Genomic DNA, 14,720 nt, shown 5'->3' with positions numbered 1-14,720 from the left:
ACCGAGGCTTATTTCTCGACGAACGCGCGCTCGATCAGGTAATCACCCGGCTCACGCATACGCGGCGAAACCTTCAGGCCGAAGCTGTTGAGCACTTCGCTGGTTTCGTCGAGCATGCTCGGGCTGCCGCAGAGCATGGCGCGATCGTCCTGCGGGTTGATCGGCGGCAGGCCGATGTCGCTGAACAACTTGCCGCTGCGCATCAGGTCGGTCAACCGGCCTTCGTTCTCGAACGGCTCGCGGGTCACGGTGGGGTAGTAGATCAGCTTCTCACGCAGGGCTTCACCAAAGAACTCGTTCTGCGGCAGATGCTCGGTGATGAACTCACGGTAAGCCACTTCATTGACGTAGCGCACGCCGTGGCACAGGATCACCTTCTCGAAACGCTCATAGGTTTCCGGGTCCTGGATCACGCTCATGAAAGGCGCGAGGCCGGTACCGGTGCTGAGCAGGTACAGGTGCTTGCCCGGCTTGAGGTCGTCGAGCACCAGCGTACCCGTAGGCTTCTTGCTGATGATGATCTCGTCGCCTTCCTTCAGGTGCTGCAACTGGGAGGTCAGCGGACCATCCGGCACCTTGATGCTGAAGAATTCGAGATGCTCTTCCCAATTCGGGCTGGCAATGGAATAAGCACGCATCAGTGGTCGGCCGTTGGGCTGCTGCAGACCGATCATCACGAACTGACCGTTTTCAAAGCGCAGGCCCGGGTCGCGGGTGCACTTGAAGCTGAACAGAGTGTCGTTCCAGTGGTGAACACTGAGGACGCGCTCGTGATTCATGTTGCTCATTGGGATAGGGCTCCTGGAAATTTGGCCTGCGCCGTCAGTGAGCGCAATTGCATAGCATTCTAATGGCGGCGACAATATCTGTTAACTGAATTATTAAGATAAGGGTTATCGGTTATATAGATATGCGATTTACTCTCCGTCAACTTCAGGTCTTCGTCGCCGTCGCCCAGCAGGAAAGCGTGTCCCGTGCTGCCGGGCTATTGGCCTTGTCACAATCCGCCGCGAGCACCTCGATCACCGAGCTGGAACGCCAGTCGAGCTGTCAATTGTTCGACCGCGCCGGCAAGCGCCTGAGCCTCAACGCCCTGGGCAAACAGCTGTTGCCCCAGGCCGTGGCGCTGCTCGACCAGGCCAAGGAAATCGAGGACCTGCTCAACGGCAAGTCCGGTTTCGGCTCACTCGCCGTGGGCGCCACCCTGACCATCGGCAACTACCTGGCAACCCTGCTGATCGGCAGCTTCATGCAGGCGCACCCGGAAAGCCAGGTCAAGCTCCATGTGCAGAACACTGCCAATATTGTGCAACAGGTCGCGCACTACGAAATTGACCTGGGTCTGATCGAAGGCGATTGCAGCCACCCGGACATCGAAGTGCAAACCTGGGTCGAGGACGAACTGGTGGTGTTCTGCGCGCCTCGGCACCCGCTGGCCCAGCGCGGCCAGGCCAGCCTGGAAGAGCTGACCCATGAGGCCTGGATCCTCCGCGAACAGGGTTCCGGCACGCGCCTGACCTTCGATCAGGCGATGCGCCACCATCGTAGCGCCCTGAACATCCGCCTGGAGCTAGAGCACACCGAAGCGATCAAGCGCGCGGTGGAGTCCGGCCTGGGGATCGGTTGCATTTCGCGCCTGGCCCTGCGCGATGCGTTCCGTCGGGGCAGCCTGGTGCCAGTGGAAACCCCGGACCTGGACCTGTCGCGACAGTTCTATTTCATCTGGCACAAACAGAAATACCAGACCTCGGCCATGCGTGAGTTTCTCGAACTGTGCCGTTCCTTCACCGCCGGGGTTCAGCGCAGCGATGAAATCGTCCTGCCGACCATTGCCTGACGCCCGCGGCGTTTAAAGCAGAATCACCGCCCAGACCAGGGCAATCATGCTCAGGGCCACGAATTGCGCGGCACTGCCCATGTCCTTGGCATTCTTGGACAAGGGATGACGGTCGAGGGAGATGCGGTCAATGGCCGCTTCAACCGCCGAATTGAGCAATTCGACGATCAACGCCAGCAGGCACACGGCAATCAACAACGCGCGCTCGACCCGACTGACGTGGAACAGGAACGTCAGTGGGATCAGCACCACGTTGAGCCAGACCAGTTGGCGAAACGCCGCTTCGCCGGTAAAGGCCGCCCGCAAGCCATCGAAAGAGTAACCCGCTGCGTTAAGCATGCGCTTGAAACCGGTTTGACCTTTGAAAGGCGACGGCATAAGTAGGCAACTGCGTGAAATGGAGTAGGAAAGCTAACTCAACCAGCGTCAAACAAAGATGAATAAGCCCGCGATTACGGGCTCGAAATTGACTCAAGTTGTTGCAGCAACAGCGCCGCCTGGGTTCGGGTACGCACGCCCAGCTTGCGAAAAATCGCCGTGACGTGGGCCTTGATGGTCGCCTCCGAAACGCTCAACTCATAGGCAATCTGTTTATTCAACAAACCTTCGCAGACCATGGTCAACACCCGAAACTGCTGCGGCGTCAAACTGGCCAGGCCGGCACTGGCGGCCTTGGCTTCGGCGGACACGCTGACCGCTTCGAACGCCTGGGGCGGCCACCAGACATCGCCGTCGAGGACACTGCGCACCGCTTGCTGGATCACTTCCAGGGAACTGGACTTGGGGATAAAGCCGCTGGCGCCAAACTCACGGGAGCGCACCACCACCGAGGCCTCTTCCTGGGCCGAGACCATCACCACCGGAATCTGCGGGTATTGCCCGCGCAGCAGCACCAGGCCGGAAAATCCGTAGGCCCCCGGCATGTTCAGGTCCAGCAGGACCAGGTCCCAGTCGGCTTTCTCGGTAAGGCGGGTTTCCAGCTCGGCAATGCTGGCCACCTCCACCAGTCGTACGTCGGGCCCCAGGCCCAGGGTCAGCGCCTGATGCAAGGCACTGCGAAAGAGAGGATGGTCGTCGGCAATCAGGATGTCGTACGTGGTCATTTTTCCAATGATCCTGTTTTATGCGTCAGGCTCGACGCTGTGCGGCCACTAGATTACAGGAAAGTCTTCAGATGCTCGTGGGCTTCGTCTTCAGTGTTGATCGGCAGCTGAAACTTGGCGCCCAGGTAATGCGCGGTAAACACGTCCAGCAATGCATCCAAGCCTTGGGCCGCCCGGGTGTCCCCGGCCAGTTCCAGGCACAACGCCGCGACTTCCGCGGTACAGAAATGATCATCGCGCTTGGAACGACGCAGCTTGTAGCGGGACAACTGTTCGGATTCCAGGCTCAGCACCGGAAAACGCTCCAGGTAAGGGCTCTTGCGAAACATCTTGCGCGCCTCGGTCCAGGTCGCGTCCAAGAGGATGAACAGCGGGCGCTTGCCTGGCGCCGAGCGCACCTGTGTCACCACCCGTTCCGGCGCCACGAACTCACCCGGAAACACAATAAATGGCTGCCATTGCGGGTCGTCCAACAAGGCCAACAAGTGCGGATCGACTTCGGTCCGTGACCAACTGAAGGCGCTGGTGTCGGCGATCACATCGGCAATCAGCCAGCCGGTATTGCTTGGTTTCATCGGTTCGACGTCGTGCATCAGCAAGCACATGGCCGAATGCGCAGCCACCCGGGGACGCCAGGCGCACAGGCAATATTCGGGAATCACCCGGCAGCCCGGACAACGCTCGGCTCGCGAGCCGCGTGCGAGGAAAGGCGTTTTGGCACGGGCCAGGCGCTCGGCACGCAAGCGGGATACGGCGTGGCTCATCGCAAAAAAACGCTGGCAGGAGGAAGGGCTGAACACGAAAAATACGACTCGCGAGGGCAAAAGTGCGCGGAGTCTACCAGAGAGCCCTGCCACGTTTGAGCGTTCATCCGTCGACATTTCCGTCACTCTCACCCTAGTAGGGCCTACAACCGCCCTCTATACTTCGGGACCACTGAACGTACGCCCCGGTAACAGGTCGAAGCACCAATTACCGAATCAGGAGAGTTGCATGCTACGCCTTATCGTACCGTCCCTGGCCCTTTTACTGGCCCTGCCCTTCAGTGCCCAGGCGGCGTCGCTGAAGGATTTCGAACTGAACAAGATGCTCAAGGACGTCGCCGAGCAGAGCAACGAAGGCCTGCCCCGCGAACTCGACGAGCACATCCTCGACGTCGGCTACACCGTTGAAGGCGCCGAACTGATCGACCATCTGAGCGTCCAGGCCGATTACGCGCAAAATATGCGCGATAACGCCAAGGCGGCTTACCTGCAACTGGGGGCCAGCGTCTGCCGCAACGCCAACTACCGCAAGTTGATGGCCAAGGGCGCGGTGATGCGCTACGAATTCACCGAGAACAAGACCAACCGCCCCGTCACCTCCGCCCGGTTCGTGGAAAGCGACTGCCCGAAAGAAGCACAGGTGAAGAAAAAGTAACCCCTCTTGCCTCGCGCGCCTTTCTTCAGCATCGGCGCGCCGTTGCACCAGGAACGCCCACGCGGCGCTCCTGACAAGCCGCTAAAGTCCTTTGCAAAAGGGCAATAAGCGGTTGCCAGCCATGACTTTATAGGCTCATCATCAAATCGACATGGCACACATGCGACACATGCAGTGACGCGGCCTTGGCGAACGTTTCTTTCGGCCAAGCCAAGGGTTCCGTGCAGAAGGAGACGTTGAATGCCTTACGAACCGAATGACTTGCTGTCCCGTCATTTCCAGAGCAACGGTATCGACCTGACCCGGGTCGAAGAACAACTCAACCAGGTTGCTCCCGGTAGTCCGAATCTTGCGCTGTACCGAGACATGATGCTGACCGTCCTGCGCATGGCCCAGGATGACCGCAACCGCTGGAATGCCAAGATCGTCCTGCAGACCCTGCGTGAACTGGAGAACGCCTTTCGCGTACTCGACCAGTTCAAGGGGCGGCGCAAGGTCACCGTGTTCGGCTCGGCGCGAACGCCCACCGAACACCCGCTTTATGCACAGGCCCGGGCACTGGGAACGGCCCTGGCACGCTCCAACCTGATGGTCATCACCGGTGGTGGCGGCGGCATCATGGCCGCGGCCCACGAAGGGGCCGGCCTGGAACACAGTCTCGGCTTCAACATCACCCTGCCCTTCGAACAACATGCCAATTCAACCGTGGAAGGCACGCAGAACCTGCTGTCCTTCCACTTCTTCTTTACCCGCAAGCTGTTCTTCGTCAAGGAAGCTGACGCGCTGGTGCTCTGCCCCGGTGGTTTTGGCACCCTCGATGAAGCGCTGGAAGTGCTGACGCTGATCCAGACCGGCAAAAGCCCGCTGGTTCCGGTGATTCTGCTGGATGCCCCTGGGGGCAGCTTCTGGCAGGGCGCGCTGGACTTTATCCGCAATCAGCTGGAGGCCAATCACTACATTCTGCCCAACGACCTGAAACTGATGCGCCTGGTCTACAGTGCCGATGAGGCCGTGGAAGAGATCAAGCAGTTCTACAGCAACTTCCACTCCAGCCGCTGGCTGAAAAAGCAGTTCGTGATCCGCATAAATCATCCCCTCAGTGAGCGGGCGCTGGAGCAGGTACAAAGGGAATTCGCCGACCTGTGTCTCAGTGGCCACTTTCAGCAAAGTGCCCATGTCGACCTGGAACACAATGAGCCGCAGTTCAGTCATTTGACCTGTTTGTCGTTCGCCTTCACGGCCCGGGACCAGGGGCGCCTGCGAGCGCTGGTGGACTTTATCAACCGGACGGAAAACTGGAGCAAGGCCAAGGCATCAACCCAGGAACGCACACGCGAGACGATCAAGACGACGTGATTATCGCCTGACGTCAGTCATCCAGACCACGGCCGCTGAACAGGCGGCCGATCATTTCCATGGAATAACCCCGATAACTCAGAAAGCGTCCCTGCTGGGCACGTTCACGGCCATCGATGGGTAAATGTCCGGCGAATTTTCGGCGCCAGGTGTCTTCCAACTGGGCTTGCCAGTCAAAGCCGCTTTCACGCAAGGCCAGGTCGATATCGGCACGTTGCAGGCCGCGCTGGCTCAGCTCTTCGCGAATACGCAAAGGGCCGTAGCCGGAACGGGCACGGTAGGAAACAAAGCTTTCGAGGTAGCGGGATTCGGACAGCAGTCCCTCTTCCGTCAAGCGGTCGAGTTCTGTGTCGATCATTTCAGGCGGGGCGCCGCGCTGACGCAGTTTACGCGTCAGCTCGACTCGACCGTGCTCGCGCCGCGCGAGCAGGTCCATGGCCGTGCGCCGTACGGCGACCGGGGTATCCAGTACGGCGGTCATCGCTTTACTCAGAGATCAGCGTCAGCCAGGTCGTCTTCGGTGGCGACGACAGCGGCAGCGCCGGAGTTGGCCTTGGTGTCCACACCTGGAGTCAGCAGCTTGTCACGCAGTTGCTTCTCGAGGGTCGCGGCGATTTCCGGGTTGTCCGCCAGGAACTTGGCCGAGTTGGCCTTGCCCTGACCGATCTTGCTGCCATTGTAGCTGTACCAGGCGCCGGATTTTTCGACGAAACCGTGCAACACACCCAGGTCGATCATCTCGCCATTGAGGTAGATGCCCTTGCCGTAAAGGATCTGGAACTCGGCCTGACGGAACGGCGAAGCCACCTTGTTCTTCACGACCTTGACGCGGGTTTCGCTGCCGACCACTTCGTCGCCTTCCTTCACCGCGCCGGTACGACGGATGTCCAGGCGCACCGAAGCGTAGAACTTCAGCGCGTTACCACCGGTGGTGGTTTCCGGGCTGCCGAACATCACGCCAATCTTCATGCGGATCTGGTTGATGAAGATCACCAGGCAGTTGGCGTTCTTGATGTTACCGGTGATCTTGCGCAGGGCCTGGGACATCAGACGGGCTTGCAGGCCGACGTGCATGTCGCCCATTTCGCCTTCGATTTCTGCTTTTGGCACCAGGGCGGCCACGGAGTCGACGATGATCACGTCCACCGCGTTGGAGCGCACCAGCATGTCGGTGATTTCCAGGGCCTGCTCGCCGGTGTCCGGCTGGGATACCAGCAGGTCGTCGACATTGACGCCCAGCTTGCCGGCGTATTCAGGGTCCAGGGCGTGTTCGGCGTCGACGAAGGCGCAGGTCGCACCGGCTTTTTGCGCCTGGGCGATGACGGAAAGCGTCAGGGTGGTCTTACCCGAGGATTCCGGACCGTAGATCTCTACGATACGGCCTTTTGGCAGACCGCCGATGCCCAGGGCGATGTCCAGGCCCAGGGAACCGGTGGAGATCGAAGGGATCGCCTGACGGTCATGATCGCCCATGCGCATTACGGCACCCTTGCCGAATTGACGTTCGATCTGACCCAAGGCCGCAGCCAAGGCTTTCTTCTTGTTGTCGTCCATTAAAGTCCTCACGTAATCAATAAGGCCTGACGGCCAACACCTGTATAAGTAGCCAGTATTATTCCACAGCGTTGGCGGATCGCCTACCCCTGATTTGCGATTTCTGCTTCCGCCCGTCGTAACAGCCCTTCCAGCGCGACCAGAACCGTTTGTCGGCGGACCGCGTCGCGGTCGCCGGGGAAGCGCCGGAGCTCGGCGCTCACCTCGTCGCCGACCCCCCAGGCCAGCCAGACGGTGCCCACCGGTTTCTCGACGGAGCCGCCATCCGGCCCGGCCACGCCGCTGACCGCCACGGCGAAGCGCGCGTTACTGTGGGCCTGGGCACCACGGACCATGGCTTCGACCACTTCCTGGCTGACCGCACCGACCTGGCTGAACAAGGTCTCTGGTACCTTCAGTTGGAGGCTCTTCTGTCGATTGGAGTAGGTGACATAGCCGGCTTCGAACCAGGCCGAGCTGCCGGGAATCCGGGTGATCGCCTCGGCGATGCCGCCGCCGGTACAGGACTCGGCGGTGGTGACATCGGCCTTGAGGGTCTGCAAGCGCTTGCCGAGTTCGGCGGCAAGCCGGGTGATTTCGTCCATGTTTCTCTCCGGGTTAGGCAGCCCTCACCCCCCTGTAGGAGCGAGCTTGCTCGCGATGGTAGCCCAGGCACAGCGGGGTATCAGGTCCCCCGCGTTATCGTTGACGACCATCGCGAGCAAGCTCGCTCCTACAGGGAAGAGATGCCAGCCGATCAGTATTGGGTCAAAGGAACACCCTACACGAGCGGACTACGCTTTCAAGACACGAGATTGCATCAGGATGTCAGCGAGAAACCGCCCCGGCATACGCCTGACAGGCCTTCAAGGCAATCAGGGCGCGGTCGCCGTCGTCGGTGATGGCGATAATTCGTTGAGCATGCGCCGGGTCAAGTCGGGCACTTGTGGCTGCATGAACCACGCCGCTGGCGGCGGTGGCGGCTGGCACGTTGCAGCCACTGGCAGGATCGTTGGCGTCGAGGAGGACTGACAACCGCAGATCAGCAGTGGCAATACGATCACGCAGACGAGCTTGATCCTGTTGCACATCGTTCAGTTCCTTGGAATGGGTTTGGTCGCTGACCTGGAGCCGTTGCTCCAGGGCCAGGCGGTTGTCCTGCTCGGCTCGCTGTTGCGCGGCCGCGGCGAGGGAAAATTGGTTGAGCGTGTCGGCCTGCAACCGGGCTTGATGCTCCAGTTGCTGACCGTAACGCCAGTCTTGAATATGCCAGGCGCTGGCCGCCGCACCACCGGCCAACAAGGCCAGCAGTGCGACGACAATGCCCAGGCGCCAGGGTGCGGGGATCAGGTCGAGGAGGCGCATAGCACCGCCCTCGCCCGGGCCCAGATTTGCAGTCGATCCTCGAGGCCGTTCAGGCCGCCATTGATCTTGCGGGTGATGCTGTTGAACTGATCGGCGTCGGCCAATTCGTTCAACCCTTGCTGCTCCCAGAACCAGGCCGCCGACTCAGCGGCCCATTGCGGTTGTTCCAGCAGTTCCGGTTGCTGCAACAGGCGTTCGTCGCCGAACAGCCCGAGGCTGCATTGGCGATAGTTGCTGCGACCAGTGATCTGGATTAGCCCGCGACCGCGATAGTTCCAGCCATCGCCAGACGATGCATCGCCATTATCCATACGCGATGCGTAGACGATGTTCGCAATCTGCTCCGGCTGCCGGGCCACCTGCGCGGCCAGGGCCGGAGTAAATCGGTTTGGCCAGGTGGCGACCAGAGCCGGCGCGCCATAGTTCAGGTTCTCGACCACGGACTGCAGTTGGCCAGACTCGTGACCAGCTTGCGCCAGGAACGCTGCAACGCGTTGCGTGGTGACGATCTGATAAGCGTTCATTGCTGTGTTGAGCACAGGAACAAAAACGCCGGCTTGGTCGCCGGCGTTGGGGAGGATCTGCAGCAATTGCTGCTGGGTAATGGGCATGGCTTTCTCCGAGCACAAAAAACCGCTCGATGGCGGCGGGTGGTGGTCCGGGTGTTGATCAGGCCGGCGGCGCAGGCCAATCAATGGTTGCAGGGAAGCCGGTTTGCTCAGACACCCGATTGACAGCCACCCGGTATTGTTTCCACAATTTCAGGTTTGCCGTATCCGTATCTGTCGCGCTGCCCAGATCGACAGCATCCTGCAGCGGCGCAATGCGTAAACCTGCCACGGCTAGCAGCGAATCGCGCTGTGCATTGGCAGACTGCAAAACCTGCTCAGGTGTCGGAGCCGTTGCCGCTTCCTGAGCGGCACGAACCTCAGCCAAGCCCTGGTCGTCGAGCAATTCGAGATCAGGACTGATAAACGAGTCTTGCGAGCCGTCAGACTCATAGGCAAACACTTCATTATTTGTTCGATCCATATAATATTTCATTATTTTATGCCCTCAACGAAGCTCAAACCAAGTAACAACACTGCCAACACTAACATTAGCGGAGTAATTAGAACCAGCCGGCACAATAATAGAAACACACCCAATCTGACTATAATTAACCCCCCCAGAGTTACTTGTCGCGACTACAACACCATTGACTAACATGGAAAAAACTTGATAAGGCTGACCCGTAACACTCACTAAAATCATAATTGGGTTACCACTTGTATTTGTATAAGTAGTTCCAGACACCCGATTGGCAGTGACGTTCTGCCACGTCTGGCAGCGCCCAATGCTTGGCATATCAATAGCGTACCAAATCCCGTTACCGCTAACCAGTGTTATTGAAGCCCCGGTCTGAACAGAATACGCTGCCACACTGTATGGAACTGCGAGATTTTCCGCCCCAGCGCAGATTAAACTCATCGTTCCGATACCATAGTTCCAAAGCTTTATAACCGTCCTTAACGGCACACTAGAAGTTAATGGCAAGCTCACATTAAATGCCGCTGTACTACTACCGATAATGAGCGCCCCCGCATGCATCGCAGTAAGTGCGGCGTTCGCACCGATAGCGACAACAGAGCTAAACTGAAATCCAACCCCCTGAACAAATGCAGTGGTTGCAAGTTTGGTTGAATTATCGAATTGTGAAGGGGTTACACCAAACGCGCTTGGCAGCTGATCGAGCAAAACAATGTCGGTGCCGTCATACACAGCATCAGTCAGTTGTCCCTGGATGACAGCAGCAACTTTGTTGCCGTTGGCATCGTATTGCATGATGTTCTTCACCCCGAGGCCTGAGATATTCATCTTGTCAGAGCCGGCGCCTCCCGAATGGAACTTTACCTGAAAGCGCTGATTCACCGCATAGGCACTGATCGCTGGCACAGGGGCCAACGTAAATAAAGGTGCAGTGCCACCAGTCGTGAAAGCAACCAGTGCCTGACTTTGGACTGCCCCGGCCATTTTTTTGGGAGTGACGATGGTCGTATCATCAACACCTGAATTTGTCTGGGCCTGAGTTGCAATTTTCGCCACACCTGAGACGTTTTCAGCCGCTGGGACGACTGATTTTGAAATCGCTTGAGAAACTCGCAGATCAGCAATACTACCAATGGCATCTGTAAGTTGAGCATTATTGCTTTCAGTCGGAACAGCATTGGTGGAACGAATGACCGACAAAATTTCGTCAGTCACCGCATTCCCCCAACTGGAAGGAATCAACGATCCCGGCGTTCCATTCACCAGGTTCTCATCGACAAACTTGCCATTCACCAGCCCAACGCTGGGCACGCTTTTTGGGTAATCCACGTTTCTATCCTCTAGTCATAATTGATGTGCACGAGCGTGTGCGCTGGTGCGGCACGATGTATCAGGCATTCCAGGGCGCTGCCAGGATTAGCGCCAAACCGCTCGCCCCAATAGCTCGCACCGAAACGCCGGCCCATAAGCAACCGGCCACCGGTGTTGAGCGTCCACATGAACTGCGCCTGCCAGGTGCCAAAATGCGCCTTGCCGAACCGTGCCCGGCCCATGCGCGGGGTCTGCAGTTCGGTCACGCTGGCGTTCGGATAGCCCTGGCTGCGGGCGATATCGATGAAGTAACCGATGCTCTGATCACCCACCGCCAGCAACCGCCGACGCACCGCCACACGGCGATCGTCAAACAACGGATTGGGCCCCAGACACGGGTCGGGCAGGTTCATCACCCGCTCCCAATCCGGCACCAGTTCACTGACCGTCACCGGGTCGACTTCGTTGAGCAGGTCCACGGCCCGGGCATCAACCCGTGACAGTTCCTGGGCGATACCCAGCAACACCTGCTGGATCTCCGGCACTTGCTCCGTGTCCCAGGCCGGCCCCGCCGGCAACAGGCTGCGCAACTGCTCCTGGTATTGCGCGGCGGTTCTTACTCCAGCCATACGCAACCTCCGAAGGTCAGCAACTGGTTGGTGGCAGCTGGCACATCGGCGGACGGAGAGACCAGCAGGTGATCCTGCTCGCCGCTGGCACTGCTGATGGACTCGGCGATATGGGTCAGCAACAATGTTTCACCCAGGCCACCCTCACGGTCGTGCAGATCCTGCAACTGGGCCTCGACGGCAGCGCGGATGGCGCTGGTATCCGGGATCAGGCGCAAGGTGTAAGTCACCGGGACCAACACCGGCGCCAGCACATGCAACTCGGCAGTCACCGGGCGCAACGGATCGATATAGGCCTGGACCAATGCCAATTGCCCATCATCCGGCAGCGGCACGGGATCGTCGTCGCGCATCACGAACAAGCCCACGGTGCCCGGCCCCAGGTAGCTGCCGCGACACCAGGCCCGGGTGATCCCCGGGCACTCCAGTGCCCAGGTTTCGTAGTCGGCGGCCGAACCGCCATTGGGAATAATGCGATAAGAGCGAATCACCCGCGCCCGCAACGACTCGACACTTTCCGCCGCCACACCACCGCTCAAGCCCGGGTCCAGCACCGTGAAGGTATTGCCGATCCCTTGCACCGGCTGTACCGGAAACAAGGTCAGGCCGACATCGCCGTTACCCAGGCTGCCCGCATCCAGCGCCTGGATCTGCGCGGTATTGGTCCCACCACTGGTGGTACCACCAAGGGTCACGGTGTAACTGCGCCCATCACTGGTCTGCAGCAAGGTCCCGGCATCCAGCACTGCCCCCGCCGCAGCGGTATAGCTGACGCTGCCACTGGCCGATTGCGCCGCCTTGCGTGGTTGATGCAAACGCAGCGCGGCAATGCGCTCCAGGGTGGTCTCATCGGCGGTGTCGGGCAGGATCTGCTCGGCGATCCAGTCGAGGTAACCGTAGAGGCCGAAGGCCGCGCCACTCAGGGTGCGGGCCAGGACCTGTGCATCGGACTGGCGCAGCGAGTCGCCGGCCAGGTCGCCTTGGGTGCGGTTGATCAACACCGGTAGCGAAGGGGTTTCAAACGGCATAAGTCACCTGCCAACTATGGTTCGGGTTGATATCCAGGCGCTCGCCGCTGGCCAGGGTCAGAACCGTGCGCAGGTTCAGTCGCTGGGCGTCGAGCCGTTCGGTTTGAATCTCGATGGCGCTGCAATGGCCATCGTCAAGCAGCCATTGCAAGGCTTCGCGGGCATAGAACTCGGCGTCGAGCTGGGTCTGCGCGGTGAGCTTGACCCGCCGCAACAGCCACAGCCGCGAGCCGATACGGTCGTCGGTCACCGAGGGAAAACTGTCGCCCCACCAACCGAAACGCTCATCGTCATCAAGCGGGTCGTCGCTGTTGGCGCGACGCCAGCTAAACAGGCTGATCAGCACCGAACGGGTCAGCGCCGTCTTCAGGTCGTTGGATACGAACATCAGGCACCTCCCGTCGGCGCGCCGGTCTGGCCGTTACCCGGCTGGATGCCGCCGTGCACATGTTTCATCTGGCTGATGCCACCAGCGACCTGATCGCCCTGGGAGACGATCTTGCCGGTCTGGGTCAGGCTCGGGCTGTCGATGTTCACCGCGGTACTGGCGCGAATGTTCAGGGTGCCGGTTTCGATATCGATGATCCGGCCACGCTTGAAGTGGATCTTGTCGCCTTCATCGGTGTAGAGGGCGATTTCGCCGGGGGCGAGGTTCTGCAGGCGGTAACGGCGGTCGGCGACCACCAGGACAATGGCGTGGGAACGGTCGCCGCCGAGAAAGGTGGCGATACCTTCGGCGCCGGCCAGCGGGTTGCTGGTGAACCCGTAGGGCTCGAAGTGCTCCATGTCGTCGCTCACTTCACCGGCGGTCAGGCGCATTTGCAGCGATTGCAGTTTGTTGGCCGAGTTGGCGAGCACGACAATGCCGCGCGCCAGCAGGCGTGTTAGTAGGCTCATGGGGATTCCTTGGGCAAGCGGTGTGTCAGGAAGGCCGCCTTCGCGGGCAAGCTCCGCTCCCACAGGGTTGATGTCACGCCGCGAACTTTCGGCCAAACACGGACATTGTGGGAGCGGAGCTTGCCCGCGAAGGCGGCGGAACAGCATCCGGGGAAGACGGGGATGACTACTTATTGGCCTTCGCAGGCGCCGATGTAGCCTCGAAAACCTGCGGCGGCGCCACTTCCAGGGTGGTGATCGAACCCTGCGCGGACAACGACCAGGTCACCTTGGAAATAAGCATGTCCTGGTCCACGTCCAGCACCGGATCCTTCACCCGCACGGTCAGGTTGTGTCGCCACAGATCACCGTTGGACTGTCGCCAGCCCTGCACGGTGTAGGTGGTCTTCAGCACCCTGGCGCGGCGTGCCGCCCGCTCCCAGTCAGCCCGTTGCTGGGCCAGCACCGGAGTGATCTGCGCGCTTTCGCTGATCACCGTGACGCGCTTGCGATCCGGATTGGCCTCGCTGGACACCCCGAAGACTTCGCTCACCGCACTGCCGCTGTTCTGGTCGCTGCCCTTGTGCTGGCCGATCACCCGGTACTCGGAGAACACCGCGCTGTAGTCCCTCGGCGTATTGGCCGAAAGAATATTCTTGCCCAGTTCCAGTACATCAGTCGCCCGCCCGGCGCTGCCGGGTTTGGCGAGTACCAGGTTGCCGCTCGCATCATCGGTGGAGAACACCCGATACAAGGTCAGCAACCGATCGATGGACTTGAATACCGTCTCACCCGGCACGATGCTGTGGGTTTGCAGTTTGGTGGTTTCCGGGATCTCGCTGCGCACAGTGATCTTGTAGGGTTTGGCCAGCGCTTCGACGATCTTCAGCAGGCTCTGTTCACGCCACTGGCTCGGCTGGTTGACGGCCGCACAATCCACCAGGTCCTGGGTCAGCGAACTGCCCTCGACGGTCAGGCTGATCTGATTGCCGTCATAGCTGATAGGCGCCTTGAACACATAACCGGTCAGCACCAAGTCGCAGCCGATCAGCACCGAACAACGGGCACCGGCCTTGATCGGTACGGCCACGGTCTGTCCCGGCCATTTCCAGGTGATACCGAGCTTGAAGGTACGGAACTGACGCTCGAGATCAGCACTGATCTCGATGGTCTTCCAGCCCTCATAACTCAGGCCGTCGACCAACAGGACGACGGCATTGTCGATGTCGTTCAT

Annotated in this window: 19 protein-coding genes; 3 read left to right on the top strand and 16 right to left on the bottom strand. The window is 59.9% G+C overall.

Annotated features, from left to right (window positions below; genetic code table 11):
• Window positions 1-8: 8 nt before the first annotated feature.
• A complete protein-coding gene (fpr, locus tag AC07T0_RS01220; RefSeq protein ID WP_019827846.1) occupies window positions 9-788 on the bottom strand; it encodes a ferredoxin-NADP reductase in 780 nt (259 codons plus the stop codon).
• Window positions 789-910: 122 nt separating this feature from the next.
• On the opposite strand from fpr, the gene AC07T0_RS01215 reads away from it, so the two are divergent.
• Complete coding sequence (locus AC07T0_RS01215) at window positions 911-1,837, top strand: LysR family transcriptional regulator (RefSeq protein ID WP_494999475.1); 927 nt, start codon at window positions 911-913, stop codon at window positions 1,835-1,837.
• Window positions 1,838-1,849: 12 nt separating this feature from the next.
• Here the strand turns inward: AC07T0_RS01215 and AC07T0_RS01210 are convergent, their stop codons facing one another.
• The 3 genes from AC07T0_RS01210 to AC07T0_RS01200 form a co-directional block, all read right to left on the bottom strand.
• Window positions 1,850-2,215 (bottom strand): diacylglycerol kinase, encoded by a 366-nt coding sequence (locus AC07T0_RS01210; protein WP_494999474.1) that lies wholly within the window; start codon window positions 2,213-2,215, stop codon window positions 1,850-1,852.
• A 74-nt stretch (window positions 2,216-2,289) separates the two neighbouring features.
• Window positions 2,290-2,940 carry a response regulator transcription factor ErdR gene (gene erdR / locus AC07T0_RS01205; RefSeq protein WP_494999473.1) on the bottom strand — a complete coding sequence of 217 codons (651 nt, stop codon included), beginning with the start codon at window positions 2,938-2,940 and terminating at the stop codon, window positions 2,290-2,292.
• A 53-nt stretch (window positions 2,941-2,993) separates the two neighbouring features.
• Window positions 2,994-3,704 carry a tRNA-uridine aminocarboxypropyltransferase gene (locus AC07T0_RS01200; RefSeq protein WP_494999472.1) on the bottom strand — a complete coding sequence of 237 codons (711 nt, stop codon included), beginning with the start codon at window positions 3,702-3,704 and terminating at the stop codon, window positions 2,994-2,996.
• 229 nt (window positions 3,705-3,933) lie between these two features.
• On the opposite strand from AC07T0_RS01200, the gene AC07T0_RS01195 reads away from it, so the two are divergent.
• Window positions 3,934-4,359, top strand: coding sequence for a PA3611 family quorum-sensing-regulated virulence factor (locus AC07T0_RS01195; RefSeq protein WP_494999471.1), 426 nt, complete (start codon window positions 3,934-3,936; stop codon window positions 4,357-4,359).
• A gap of 240 nt (window positions 4,360-4,599) precedes the next feature.
• On the top strand, window positions 4,600-5,715 hold the full coding sequence (locus AC07T0_RS01190) for an LOG family protein (RefSeq protein WP_494999470.1): 1,116 nt from the start codon (window positions 4,600-4,602) through the stop codon (window positions 5,713-5,715).
• A 13-nt stretch (window positions 5,716-5,728) separates the two neighbouring features.
• Here the strand turns inward: AC07T0_RS01190 and recX are convergent, their stop codons facing one another.
• The 12 genes from recX to AC07T0_RS01130 form a co-directional block, all read right to left on the bottom strand.
• On the bottom strand, window positions 5,729-6,196 hold the full coding sequence (gene recX / locus AC07T0_RS01185; RefSeq protein WP_494999469.1) for a recombination regulator RecX: 468 nt from the start codon (window positions 6,194-6,196) through the stop codon (window positions 5,729-5,731).
• 8 nt (window positions 6,197-6,204) lie between these two features.
• A complete protein-coding gene (gene recA, locus AC07T0_RS01180) occupies window positions 6,205-7,269 on the bottom strand; it encodes a recombinase RecA (protein WP_103499726.1) in 1,065 nt (354 codons plus the stop codon).
• A gap of 83 nt (window positions 7,270-7,352) precedes the next feature.
• Window positions 7,353-7,853 carry a CinA family protein gene (locus AC07T0_RS01175; protein ID WP_494999468.1) on the bottom strand — a complete coding sequence of 167 codons (501 nt, stop codon included), beginning with the start codon at window positions 7,851-7,853 and terminating at the stop codon, window positions 7,353-7,355.
• 223 nt (window positions 7,854-8,076) lie between these two features.
• Complete coding sequence (locus AC07T0_RS01170) at window positions 8,077-8,613, bottom strand: lysis system i-spanin subunit Rz (protein WP_494999467.1); 537 nt, start codon at window positions 8,611-8,613, stop codon at window positions 8,077-8,079.
• Window positions 8,595-9,224 carry a glycoside hydrolase family 19 protein gene (locus AC07T0_RS01165; protein ID WP_494999466.1) on the bottom strand — a complete coding sequence of 210 codons (630 nt, stop codon included), beginning with the start codon at window positions 9,222-9,224 and terminating at the stop codon, window positions 8,595-8,597. Before AC07T0_RS01165 ends, AC07T0_RS01170 begins: the two co-directional genes overlap by 19 nt.
• 58 nt (window positions 9,225-9,282) lie before the next feature.
• Entirely contained in the window at window positions 9,283-9,657 is a 375-nt protein-coding gene (locus tag AC07T0_RS01160; RefSeq protein WP_494999465.1) for a tail fiber assembly protein, read from the bottom strand.
• 12 nt (window positions 9,658-9,669) lie between these two features.
• The gene (locus tag AC07T0_RS01155; RefSeq protein ID WP_494999464.1) at window positions 9,670-10,971 is read right to left on the bottom strand and encodes a hypothetical protein; all 1,302 of its coding nucleotides are present in this window, start codon (window positions 10,969-10,971) and stop codon (window positions 9,670-9,672) included.
• A gap of 11 nt (window positions 10,972-10,982) precedes the next feature.
• The gene (locus tag AC07T0_RS01150; RefSeq protein WP_494999463.1) at window positions 10,983-11,582 is read right to left on the bottom strand and encodes a YmfQ family protein; all 600 of its coding nucleotides are present in this window, start codon (window positions 11,580-11,582) and stop codon (window positions 10,983-10,985) included.
• Entirely contained in the window at window positions 11,570-12,610 is a 1,041-nt protein-coding gene (locus AC07T0_RS01145) for a baseplate J/gp47 family protein (RefSeq protein ID WP_494999462.1), read from the bottom strand. Before AC07T0_RS01145 ends, AC07T0_RS01150 begins: the two co-directional genes overlap by 13 nt.
• A complete protein-coding gene (locus AC07T0_RS01140) occupies window positions 12,600-12,998 on the bottom strand; it encodes a phage GP46 family protein (RefSeq protein WP_494999461.1) in 399 nt (132 codons plus the stop codon). The genes AC07T0_RS01145 and AC07T0_RS01140 overlap by 11 nt, the downstream gene beginning before the upstream one ends.
• A complete protein-coding gene (locus AC07T0_RS01135; RefSeq protein ID WP_494999460.1) occupies window positions 12,998-13,507 on the bottom strand; it encodes a phage baseplate assembly protein V in 510 nt (169 codons plus the stop codon). The genes AC07T0_RS01140 and AC07T0_RS01135 overlap by 1 nt, the downstream gene beginning before the upstream one ends.
• A gap of 166 nt (window positions 13,508-13,673) precedes the next feature.
• On the bottom strand, window positions 13,674-14,720 hold the full coding sequence (locus AC07T0_RS01130) for a phage baseplate assembly protein (protein WP_494999459.1): 1,047 nt from the start codon (window positions 14,718-14,720) through the stop codon (window positions 13,674-13,676).

The organism is Pseudomonas sp. GW821-FHT04D07 (genome assembly GCF_059420225.1).
The sequence above is the reverse complement of the archived record's forward strand: the minus strand, read 5'-3'. Positions and strand labels throughout refer to the sequence as shown.

What these genes read in the sequence shown, in the direction of transcription:
- erdR (WP_494999473.1), bottom strand. Translation starts at nt 2,940, where the DNA reads ATGACCACGTACGACATCCTGATTGCCGACGACCATCCTCTCTTTCGC.
- AC07T0_RS01200 (WP_494999472.1), bottom strand. Translation starts at nt 3,704, where the DNA reads ATGAGCCACGCCGTATCCCGCTTGCGTGCCGAGCGCCTGGCCCGTGCC.
- AC07T0_RS01175 (WP_494999468.1), bottom strand. Translation starts at nt 7,853, where the DNA reads ATGGACGAAATCACCCGGCTTGCCGCCGAACTCGGCAAGCGCTTGCAG.
- AC07T0_RS01165 (WP_494999466.1), bottom strand. Translation starts at nt 9,224, where the DNA reads ATGCCCATTACCCAGCAGCAATTGCTGCAGATCCTCCCCAACGCCGGC.
- AC07T0_RS01135 (WP_494999460.1), bottom strand. Translation starts at nt 13,507, where the DNA reads ATGAGCCTACTAACACGCCTGCTGGCGCGCGGCATTGTCGTGCTCGCC.
- recX (WP_494999469.1), bottom strand. Translation starts at nt 6,196, where the DNA reads ATGACCGCCGTACTGGATACCCCGGTCGCCGTACGGCGCACGGCCATG.
- AC07T0_RS01215 (WP_494999475.1), top strand. Translation starts at nt 911, where the DNA reads ATGCGATTTACTCTCCGTCAACTTCAGGTCTTCGTCGCCGTCGCCCAG.
- AC07T0_RS01150 (WP_494999463.1), bottom strand. Translation starts at nt 11,582, where the DNA reads ATGGCTGGAGTAAGAACCGCCGCGCAATACCAGGAGCAGTTGCGCAGC.
- AC07T0_RS01160 (WP_494999465.1), bottom strand. Translation starts at nt 9,657, where the DNA reads ATGAAATATTATATGGATCGAACAAATAATGAAGTGTTTGCCTATGAG.
- AC07T0_RS01170 (WP_494999467.1), bottom strand. Translation starts at nt 8,613, where the DNA reads ATGCGCCTCCTCGACCTGATCCCCGCACCCTGGCGCCTGGGCATTGTC.
- fpr (WP_019827846.1), bottom strand. Translation starts at nt 788, where the DNA reads ATGAGCAACATGAATCACGAGCGCGTCCTCAGTGTTCACCACTGGAAC.
- AC07T0_RS01195 (WP_494999471.1), top strand. Translation starts at nt 3,934, where the DNA reads ATGCTACGCCTTATCGTACCGTCCCTGGCCCTTTTACTGGCCCTGCCC.
- recA (WP_103499726.1), bottom strand. Translation starts at nt 7,269, where the DNA reads ATGGACGACAACAAGAAGAAAGCCTTGGCTGCGGCCTTGGGTCAGATC.
- AC07T0_RS01145 (WP_494999462.1), bottom strand. Translation starts at nt 12,610, where the DNA reads ATGCCGTTTGAAACCCCTTCGCTACCGGTGTTGATCAACCGCACCCAA.
- AC07T0_RS01190 (WP_494999470.1), top strand. Translation starts at nt 4,600, where the DNA reads ATGCCTTACGAACCGAATGACTTGCTGTCCCGTCATTTCCAGAGCAAC.
- AC07T0_RS01130 (WP_494999459.1), bottom strand. Translation starts at nt 14,720, where the DNA reads ATGAACGACATCGACAATGCCGTCGTCCTGTTGGTCGACGGCCTGAGT.
- AC07T0_RS01210 (WP_494999474.1), bottom strand. Translation starts at nt 2,215, where the DNA reads ATGCCGTCGCCTTTCAAAGGTCAAACCGGTTTCAAGCGCATGCTTAAC.
- AC07T0_RS01140 (WP_494999461.1), bottom strand. Translation starts at nt 12,998, where the DNA reads ATGTTCGTATCCAACGACCTGAAGACGGCGCTGACCCGTTCGGTGCTG.